Raw genomic sequence first — 7519 nt, forward strand, 5'->3', positions numbered from 1 at the left:
GGCGCCCAGACAGTAGTGGGCGCCGTGGCCGAAGGCGAGATGGCCAGGGGTGGGGCGGCGCAGGTCGAGGCGGTCGGGTTCGGGGTACCGTGCGGGGTCCCGGTTGGCCGCGCCGAGGCACAGGAACAGGGACTCGTTCGCCGGCACGGTGACGTCGCCGAATCCGACGGCTTCGAGTGTGCCGCGCCAGCTCGTGAAGGGCAGAGGGTTTTCGAAGCGCAGCAGTTCGCCGATGGCGGTCGCCGTCAGGGACGGGGTGTCGCGGAGCTCGGCGAGCCGCGCGGGGTGGGTGAGCAGTGCGTGCAGGCTGTTGCCGACGCTGTTGATGCTGGGGTCCTGGCCCGCCACGAGCATCATCATGACCTGACCGTGCAGTTCGTCCTCGCTGAGCAGCCCGTCCTCGTCGCGGGCCCGGACCAGCAGCGAGATCAGGTCGTCGCCGGGGGAGCGGCGCTTCTCCGCGACGGCCTTGCGGACGAACGCGTCGATCTCATGGGCGAGGGCCGCCACGTAGGGGACGTCGTTGTTCCACTCGGCGGTACGCCAGATCATCGCCCGCAGGTGGTCCATCCGGGGCGGGGTGGCGCCCAGGACGGAGAACAGGACGTTGCCGCCGAGCGGGTAGGCGACGGCTGCCATGAGGTCACCGCGGCCCCGGTCCGCGATCCGGTCGATCCGGGTGTCGACGACGCGCCGCACCCTGGCACGCCACTGCTCCTGCCGGGCGGGTGTGAAGAAGGGGCGCATGAGAGCGCGCATGTCGGCGTGGCGCGGGTTGTCGGCGTCGAGCAGGTGGGTGAAGAGCCGCTCGCGCAGTTCGGCGGGCCAGTGCCGCAGCCATGTCCGCCCGGCGGTGGTGCGTGTGCTGTCGCAGGTCACCCGCGGGTCGGTGTGCGCCTGACGGACGTCGTGGTAGCGGGTCAGCAGCCAGCCATGACCGTCCGGGCTGCTGACGCGGCTCACCGGCCGGTGCTCGCGCAGCCAGTGCAACGTGGGGTAGGGGTCGTGCTGGAACCCCTCGGTGAACGGGGCCGGCAGACCACCGGGCAGTGCCTCGGGCGGCCAGCCGGGCGGGTATTCCCTTACGGCCTCGACCCTGGGCCTGGCCCGCGCCGGTGCCCGGACCGGGGTCTGCGCCGAAGTCTGCGTCGGAACGTACGGTGCCGCGGCTCCGGAAGGCGGCGGGGACTGCGCCATGGACACGCCCTGGAGGCGGCTGGTGCGCAGCATCGGGTAGTTCAGCTCACCGTGCCGGTCGCCGCTCAGCCCCGGACCACCGTGCTGCGACAGGTAGGGCACACCCGCCAGGTGCGAGTCGTTGACGCGGAGCTGGCCGCACGAGCGGACATCCTGCACGAACCTGTCGATGACCTCGGGATCCCGCGCCAGCAGGGAGTTGCGCAGGCCGTACGAGCCGGAGGCGACGAACGCCGTCATCCCGGCCCGGAGTTCGTCGTCGGAGGCGGGATCGGGGACGACGAGGGTCAGCAGGGGGAAGAACGTCTCGTGCCGCACGGAGCGCAGTTCCCGCGCGCGGGCGAGTCCGTCCACCCGGACGAGCGCAGGCTCCGCGAAGACGGCGATGTCGCTCTCGCGGCCGTGGACGTCCAGGTGCCGTCCGCCCGTCAGCACGCGGGCGCCCGCCTGCCGGGCGTCGGCGAGCGCGGCGTCGTACCCGGCGGTGCTGGGCGAGGCGGCCAGCACCACCGAGGGATCGTCGGGGAAGCCGGGGCGCAGCGCCCTGACCCGGTCGGTGAGCAGGCCGGTGAGCGAGTCGGCGATGCCGGGATGGACGAGTGCGAGGTTGGGGGCGCAGCAGATCTGACCGCTGCCGTGGAAGGACTCCATCAGCACCTCTACGGCCTGCTCCAGAGGTGCGTCCCGCCACACCATGACCATGTCGTTGCCGCCGAGTTCCAGTACCGGCTTCTTGCCCGCGGTCAGGCACGCCTTCTCCAACTGCTCGCCCCGGAGGCAGTCGCCGAAGTAGAGCACGTCGTCCACCAGGGGACTCGCCAGCCAGGTGTCCAGCGCCTGGGCGGGGTCCGCGCACAGCGCCGACAGGACGCCGGGCGGGGCGCCGGCATCGGCCAGTGCCGGTACGGCGACCCGCTCCAGCAGGTACATCGCGGCGACCGGTGCCTGCCGGGACAGCCGCACCACCAGCGCGTTGCCCGCCAGCACTGACTGGAAGGCCGCGCCGACAGCGAGCGCCGGGGTGTTCTGCGGAGGCTGTACGCACACCACACCGTCAGGTACCCGGCGCAGCACCATCGTCCGGCCGTCGGTGGTGTGCCGTGTCTCCAGTTGCCGCAGACACCACTCGGTGGTCTCCGGGCCGAAGAAGGTGAGCAGGTTCTCGACCTCCGTACGGGCCAGCCGGACCGGATGCCCCTCCTCCACCAGGAGCCCGGTCAACGTGTCCGCGTGTGCGCGCAGCCGTTCACGGAACGCCTCGGCGAGAGCGGCACGCCGGGCCGGCGGGCTGCCGCCCCATTCGGCGGCCGCGGCCCGGGCGGCGCGGAGGGCGGCGTCCATGTGCTCGGGTCCGGCGAGGGCGCAGCGGCCCAGGACCGTGCCGGGATGGGCCTCGGGCCCCATGCGCCCGGCGTTGAGCGCGTTGCGGTAACAGGTGGCGCCGAGGGGGTCGTCGATCAGCGCGCTCGCCCGCAGCGCGTACACCCACTCGGTGGGGGAGGGGAGGGGCGTGCCGCCGAGGAGCGGGCCGAAGCTGAGAATGTCTCCGGGGGAGTCCTGCGCGGGGCCATGGGGGTGTGGACAGGTCACCATGAGGGTCTCGCGTTCAGCCGTTGGCGGCGGTGGCGGTGGTGGCGTCGACGGCGCCGGTGGTACGGGCGCCCAGGCGCAGCAGCACATGGCGGGAGATGTCGGTGAGGGTGATGCCGCCCTGGAGGAGTTCCAGGGGCGGGATGCCGACGTCGAGGTTCTGCTTCAGCGTGGTCAGCAGCTCGGCGGCCATCAGGGAGTCGACGCCGTAGTCCTGGAGCGGCAGCTTCGCGTCTAGTACTCCAGCAGGACATCGGCGCCCGCGTCCATGGCATGGTCCACGGCCTCCGCGAACCGGACGGGCTCGCGCACGTTGCGCCACCAGTAGTCGGCGTCCAGGCCACTGGAGGGCACGGGGCCGCCGGTCACGGTGGAGATCAGCGCCTCGGTGCTTCCCCGGGGCGCGAGCCCGGCGAGCGCCGCGGCCAGTGGCGCCCTGACCGCTTCCATGGCCGGGCTGTGGAAGGGGTATTCGAGGTCCATGAGCCGGAAGAACACCTCACGGGCCGTCAGCTCGTCCCCCAGGGACTTCAGCCGGGACTCCGGCCCGGCGATCGTCACGTCCCTGGCGCTGTTCACCGCGGCCACGACCAGCTCCGGATACGCCTCCAGAGCCCGCCGTGCCTCGGACGGCGACAGCCCCGCCGCGGCCATCCGGCCACGACCGGCCGTGGCGGCCTGGGCCCGGCCACGCTCGGCCACCACCCGCGCCGCGTCCTGAAGGGACAGCGCGCCGACGGCGTACGCGGCGGCCACCTCCCCGACGCTGTGCCCGAGCGCACTCCTCCACCGCACACCCCGCTCACGCAGCACCGCGGTGATCCCGGCCTGCACCGAGAACAGCAGCGGCTGCGCCACCTCGGTGGACGCCAGCCCCCACTCGTCCGCGGGGCGGCGCATCTGCTCGGCGACCGACCAGCCGGTGCGGGGCGTCAGCGCGGCGTCGACCGCCGCCACCTCGGCGCGGAAGACCGGGTCCTCCGCCAGCAGGTCGGCGGCCATCCCCGCCCACTGCGAGCCGTTGCCCGCGAAGACCAGCGCGACCCGGCCGCGCTCGACCGCCTCGCCGGTCGCACCGTCGCCGCCCAGGAGCCGTGCCGCTTCTCCGGGAGCCGAGGCCAGGGCCACCCGGCGGTAGCGGTGCCTGGCCCGGCGGACACAGGTGGTGGCCGCGATGTCGTAGAACTCTGCCGGGGCCTCGGCCGCGGCCCTGGTGAGCCGGGCCGCCAGCCGCCGCGCCGCTTCCTCGGCGGCCTGCGGGGTGCGGCCCGAAGCGGTCACCGGCAGTTCGTCGGCCCTGTCACCGCGGGCTGTGTCACCGCCGTCCGTATCACCGCGGGCCGTATCGCCGTCGGGCTGCCGGGTGGCAACCGGCGGGGGAGCGAGGACCACATGCGCGTTCGCGCAGCCGAACCCGAAGGAGTTGACGCTCACGAAGCGACGGCTCCCGCCCGACGCCAGGGGGCGGGCCCGCCCGACCGGCTCCAGCCCCAGCCCGGCGAAGTCGATTTCCGGGTTGGGCGGATCGAGATGCAACGACGGCGGGATCGTGCCGTACGCAGCACGGCGAGGGCCTTGAACAGCCCCGCCATGCCCGAAGCGGGCTCCAGATGGCCCACGTTGGACTTCACCGCCCCGATGGGCAGCGGCCCTGTCGTCCGTGCGGCACCCAGCACCCGGCCCAGCGCGGTGCACTCGGCGGGGTCGCCCGCCTGTGTGCCCGTGCCGTGCGCCTCCGCGTAGACGACCTCGTCGGGGGCGATACCTGCCCGCTCGTACACCTGCCGCAGCAGGTCCTCCTGGGCCTGCGCGCTGGGCAGGGCCAGTCCGGGGGTGCGCCCGTCGCAGTTGCTGCCGGCCGCCGCGATCACCCCGTGGATCAGGTCGCGGCTGGCCACCGCGTCGGCCAGCGGCTTCAGCACCACCACGCCCGCACCCTCGGCCCGCACGAATCCGTCGGCGTCCGCCGAGAACGCCGCACACCGGCCCCGCCTGGAGAGCATCGCGGCCTGACTGAACCCGGCGAAGCAGTTCGGGTTCAGCAGGACGTTCACCCCGCCCGCCAGCGCCACCTGGCTGCCGCCCGACGCCAGTTCCCGGCAGGCGCGTTCCACGGCGACCAGCGAGGACGAGCAGGCGGTGTCGATCGCCAGACTCGGTCCGCGCAGGTCGAAGAAGTGGGAGAGCCTGTTGGCCGCGATCGAGTGGGCACTGCCGGCCATGGAGTAGGCGTTCATCTGGCGGGCTCTGGTCATCTGCATCCCGCCGTAGGAGAAGTCCGAGATGCCCATGAAGACGGAGGTGCCGGAGCCCGCCAGCGTCGCGGGATCGATCCCCGCGTCGTCCAGTGCCTCGGCCGTCGTCTCCAGCAGCAGCCGGTGCTGGGGGTCCATCTGTGCCGCCTCACGCGGCGAGATCCCAAAGTAGTCCGCGTCGAACCCCGCGATGTCGGGGAGGAACCCGCCCCTCGCGGTGTACGACTTGCCCGGCCTGGCCATCGCGGTATCGACGAACCGCGCGGCCTCGAACCGGTCCTCCGGCACCTCCCCGACCAGGTCCCGGCCGGCTTCCAGCGCCTCCCACAACCCGGCCAGGTCCGTGATCCCGCCGGGCAGTCTGCACCCCAGCCCCACGATGGCGAATGCGTCCGTCTTCGGGAAAGCTTCCATTGCCCGACACTCCAGTCCCGTCACGCGATGAAGCTGATCAACACGATCGGTAACTGTGACGTGGAGGATCGGGCGCGTCAAATGGGCAAAGGGTGCGAGAAGGGCGCATCTTGCGTGATGTCGCAGTGCGAGTGCGTCACTCTCCGTGAAAGGGCGGCGTCGGGCGTCAACGCATGGAGCCGGGAGCGCCGACCGGAGGAACCGCGGTCAGCACCCGCGCGCCCCGGCCCGGACGTCTCCGGCGCCCCGGTGTCGGCCGCCACCGGGGGACGGCGACGAGGGGGGTACTCGCGCCGATGTCCGTGCCGGTCCCCGCCCTTGGGCGAGCGGACAGTGTGATGGGCACCCATGCGATGAGCGCCCGCCGCTGTGCGGTGGTCCCTCGCGAAATCGCCAGGGTGAGATCGCCGACGAGACCTTGACGTCGGCTGCGCCGCCGCTCGACCGCCGCCCACTGTGACTGCCCACGGGTGGGTCGAAGGGACCGTACGGCGGATCGCCGGTCGGCGCGAGGGTGCGGGGGCGGCTCCTCGCCCGGCGATGCCGGTCTTCCACACAGTCGGACCCCGTGCGGGAGTCCGCCGCGCGCCGTGACTGCGGCGTTCCCGGCTCCCCGGTGTGCGCGCACGTACGCGAGGGTGCTACGTCTTACGGGTGATGGCTCCCAGCGTGATGACCGTGGAAGAACTCGCCCAAGGGGCGGCTCAGACGGGCCTGTTCGGCCCTGGCGCTTCCCTCGCCGCCCCCTGGTGGACCGTCGGACTCGACGGTCCGCCTCCCGTCCCGAACGTGGTGGAGCGGGCCGTGGCCAGGGCGGAAGAGAGCGACCGGCTGCTCGTCGGTGTCTGCCAGGGGCGTCCGCATCCTGCCCTCGATCCCCTCGTCTCCGCCCTCGACCTGACCCTGGTGCGCGACGAGACGGACCGGCCCTGGACGGTGGCCGTCCCCGACCCCGTCGCGGCGGCGGAAGCGCTCGGTGAACGTGTTGCCTGGCAGCCCCAGGCCGCGCTCGTCCTGGGGGCGTTGCTGCGTGACACCGCCGGGCTGCCGGTGCGTCAGGCCCTGGACGCGGAGTCCCTCGCCTACTCCACGCTGCTCGGCGGGGGCGGCTTCGCGAACTGGTTCGCGGCACGCGGGCACCGCACACCGGCGCCCGCCACCGGCCGGGACCCCGTGCTGGTGCGGCACGACGGCGACACCCTGCGGCTGACCCTGAACCTCCCGGAGCGGCGCAACGCCCACGGCGCGCGCATACGGGACGCCCTGGTGGACGCCCTGTTCCTCGCCGAGTTGGACGACTCCGTCAAGTCCGTCGTCCTGAACGGCGCCGGGCCCGTGTTCTGCTCCGGCAGTGACTTCGCCGAGTTCGGCGCCGCTACCGATCTGGCCACCGCGCACCTGGTCCGCACCCGTGCGGGTGCGGCCCGTCCGCTGCACGCGCTGCGCGATCGGATCACGGCGCGGGTGCACGGTCACTGTGTCGGTGCCGGTGTCGAGCTGCCCGCCTTTGGCTCGAGGGTCGTTGCCGATCCGGCCACGCTTTTCCGGCTGCCGGAGCTGGAGATGGGGCTGATTCCCGGCGTCGGCGGCACGGTCAGCCTGCCGCGCCGCATCGGCCGCTGGCGCACCCTCTACCTCGCTCTCGGTGGCCGGGCTCTGGATGCGGGCACCGCTCTGCGCTGGGGTCTTGTGGATGCCGTCGAGCCGGTGCGTCCCGCGGGCTGAGGGGGACGGGGGCCGCGGTCTTCGCTCCTCGGCTGTGGCGGATCCGGCGAGTGGTCCCTGCCCGTCGTGGTCTCTTCGGGCGGCGTTTTCGTGAACGGGTCCCGCGGGGTGTCGGACTTCAGCAGGTCTCACGGGTCTGGAACGGAGCCTGTGGTGTCGTGCTGGCCTTGGGGGGAGGGGGTGTCTGGGCGAGCTGGAACACGTCCCGTCCTGCGCTGCTCGGCCTTCCCGGTCCGCTGCTCTGTCTTGTTGCCGCGTTGTTTTGTTGTGGTTTGTCTGTCCTGTTGACTGGTCTTGTTGTGTCCGGTTTTTGGGGTGTGGGGGGAGTGGTGAGGGTG

Annotated in this window: 5 protein-coding genes; 1 reads left to right on the top strand and 4 read right to left on the bottom strand. The window is 72.8% G+C overall.

The window, feature by feature from the left end; translation table 11 throughout:
* The 4 genes from ACYVOO_RS21475 to ACYVOO_RS21490 all read right to left on the bottom strand — a co-directional run.
* The coding region (locus ACYVOO_RS21475; RefSeq protein WP_461017278.1) for an aldehyde dehydrogenase family protein at positions 1–2790 on the bottom strand (2790 nt) is incomplete at its 3' end.
* Between the two features lie 13 nt (positions 2791–2803).
* Positions 2804–2980 (bottom strand): hypothetical protein, encoded by a 177-nt coding sequence (locus ACYVOO_RS21480; protein WP_461017279.1) that lies wholly within the window; start codon positions 2978–2980, stop codon positions 2804–2806.
* A gap of 41 nt (positions 2981–3021) precedes the next feature.
* Positions 3022–4323 (bottom strand): acyltransferase domain-containing protein, encoded by a 1302-nt coding sequence (locus tag ACYVOO_RS21485; RefSeq protein ID WP_461017280.1) that lies wholly within the window; start codon positions 4321–4323, stop codon positions 3022–3024.
* Positions 4218–5456: a beta-ketoacyl [acyl carrier protein] synthase domain-containing protein gene (locus tag ACYVOO_RS21490; RefSeq protein ID WP_461017281.1), complete on the bottom strand. Its 1239-nt coding sequence runs from the start codon at positions 5454–5456 to the stop codon at positions 4218–4220. The genes ACYVOO_RS21485 and ACYVOO_RS21490 overlap by 106 nt, the downstream gene beginning before the upstream one ends.
* Before the next feature lie 672 nt (positions 5457–6128).
* Between ACYVOO_RS21490 and ACYVOO_RS21495 the strand changes: the two genes are divergently transcribed.
* A complete protein-coding gene (locus tag ACYVOO_RS21495) occupies positions 6129–7181 on the top strand; it encodes an enoyl-CoA hydratase/isomerase family protein (RefSeq protein WP_461017297.1) in 1053 nt (350 codons plus the stop codon).
* The last annotated feature ends 338 nt before the right edge of the window (positions 7182–7519 follow it).

The sequence above is a fragment of the Streptomyces daliensis genome (assembly GCF_054782395.1).